Annotated in this window: 2 protein-coding genes; both read right to left on the reverse strand. The window is 72.9% G+C overall.

Going from position 1 to position 1,621, the window contains the following annotated elements:
* Positions 1-138 precede the first annotated feature (138 nt).
* A complete protein-coding gene (locus tag H3O04_RS35255) occupies positions 139-333 on the reverse strand; it encodes a Trm112 family protein (protein ID WP_006482216.1) in 195 nt (64 codons plus the stop codon).
* Positions 314-1,342 carry a tetraacyldisaccharide 4'-kinase gene (gene lpxK / locus H3O04_RS35260; RefSeq protein WP_027812762.1) on the reverse strand — a complete coding sequence of 343 codons (1,029 nt, stop codon included), beginning with the start codon at positions 1,340-1,342 and terminating at the stop codon, positions 314-316. Before lpxK ends, H3O04_RS35255 begins: the two co-directional genes overlap by 20 nt.
* Between the last annotated feature and the right edge of the window lie 279 nt (positions 1,343-1,621).

Below are 1,621 nucleotides of genomic sequence, written 5' to 3' on the forward strand. Positions count from 1 at the left end.
GGACGGGGCGGGCGACGCCGGAAGCCGGTCGCCCGGCGGAGTGCGGCGACCCGGCCGGGGCCGGGCCGTCACGGTGTCGAATCGGGGCGCCGGGCACCGGGCACCGGGCGCCGGGCGCCGGGCGAGCGGCGCGGCGGTTCAGCGGCCGGCCGGATCGACCGGCGTGCCTTCGACGGTCTGGCGCGCTTCGTCGACCAGCATCACGGGGATGCCGTCGCGGATCGGGTACGCGAGCTTGTCCGCGTTGCAGATCAGCTCCTGCGCGGCACGGTCGTAGTGGAGCGGGCCTTTGCAGATAGGGCACACAATGATTTCAAGCAGGCGAGCGTCCACGGAGTTTCTCCACAACGAGGGCAATGAGGCGAGGGTCGAGCGCGGCTTCGACGGGGACCACCCACAGTCGGGCGTCGCGCCAGGAAGCGCCCAATTTTACTGCATCCTTCTCGGTGATCAGGATCGCATCGACGGCATCGTCGACGAATGGATTGTCGGCGAACGCGTAATGGTCAGGCAGCGCGCGGGTGGCCGGCGCGAGACCGGCCGCGCGCAGCGTCGCGAAGAAGCGTTCCGGCGCGCCGATGCCGGCCGCGGCGAGCACGCGTTCGTTCGCGAATTGCGACAGCGGGCGGCGCAGCGCGGGCTGGTCGAGGTGCCAAGCGGCGCCCGGCGTCAGCGCGAGCGCGTAGGTGTCGGGCCACGGCGGCAGCGCGCCGCTGTACGGATCGTTGACGAGCGTCGCGTCGCGGTGCCGCGACAGCGGCTCGCGCAGCGGGCCGGCCGGCAGCAGGAAGCCGTTGCCGCCGAGCCGGTGGTCGAATACGACCAGCTCGACGGTGCGCGCGAGGCGGTAGTGCTGCAGGCCGTCGTCGCTGACGATCACGTCGACGTCCGGATGCGCGGCGCGCAGCGCCTGCGCGGCCGCGACGCGGTCGGGGCACACCCACACGGGCGCGCCGGTGCGGCGCGCGATCAGCAGCGGTTCGTCGCCGGCCGCACCTGCGCGCGACGCCGGCGTGACGGCGGTCGGCGCCTTCACGTTCGCGCCGTAGCCGCGCGACACGACGCCGGGCGTGAAGCCGGCCGCGCGCAGCGCGTCGACGAGCGCGATCACGGTCGGCGTCTTGCCGGTGCCGCCGACGGTCACGTTGCCGACCACGACCACCGGCACGCCGACGTCCACCGGCTGCTTCCAGCCCTGCGCGTAAGCAGTGCGCCGCAGCGCCGCGCACAGGCCGAACACGCAGGCGAACGGCGTGAGCGCCCACGCGAGCGCGCCGCGCCGCTGCCATTCGCGTGTCAGGCGCGCTTCGAGTCGCGCGAGCGGGCCGCCGGGCGCGCTCATCGGGCCGGGCGCGGCGCGTCGTGCGCCGCGGCGAGGGACGGATTCGTCAATGCGGATTCTCCGTTGGGCGGCGCATGCCGCAGGGTCCGTGGAAGGCGGCACTCTAGCGCGCCGCACGCCGACGCGGCAAGCGCGACCGGCCGCCGCAGCGCGTGGGGCCGGATCGCGACGCCCTGTGGATAACTCTGTGAAGAACTCCCCGGTCGATTGCCTCAAACGCCCGTCCGGCGGGCCTCGAATCGGATGAGAATCATTCTGAAAGGCTTAAAAAATTATAAA

This window comes from Burkholderia sp. KCJ3K979 (genome assembly GCF_016759955.1).
Taxonomy (GTDB): domain Bacteria; phylum Pseudomonadota; class Gammaproteobacteria; order Burkholderiales; family Burkholderiaceae; genus Burkholderia; species Burkholderia orbicola.

What these genes read in the sequence shown, in the direction of transcription:
- lpxK (WP_027812762.1), bottom strand. Translation starts at nt 1,342, where the DNA reads ATGAGCGCGCCCGGCGGCCCGCTCGCGCGACTCGAAGCGCGCCTGACA.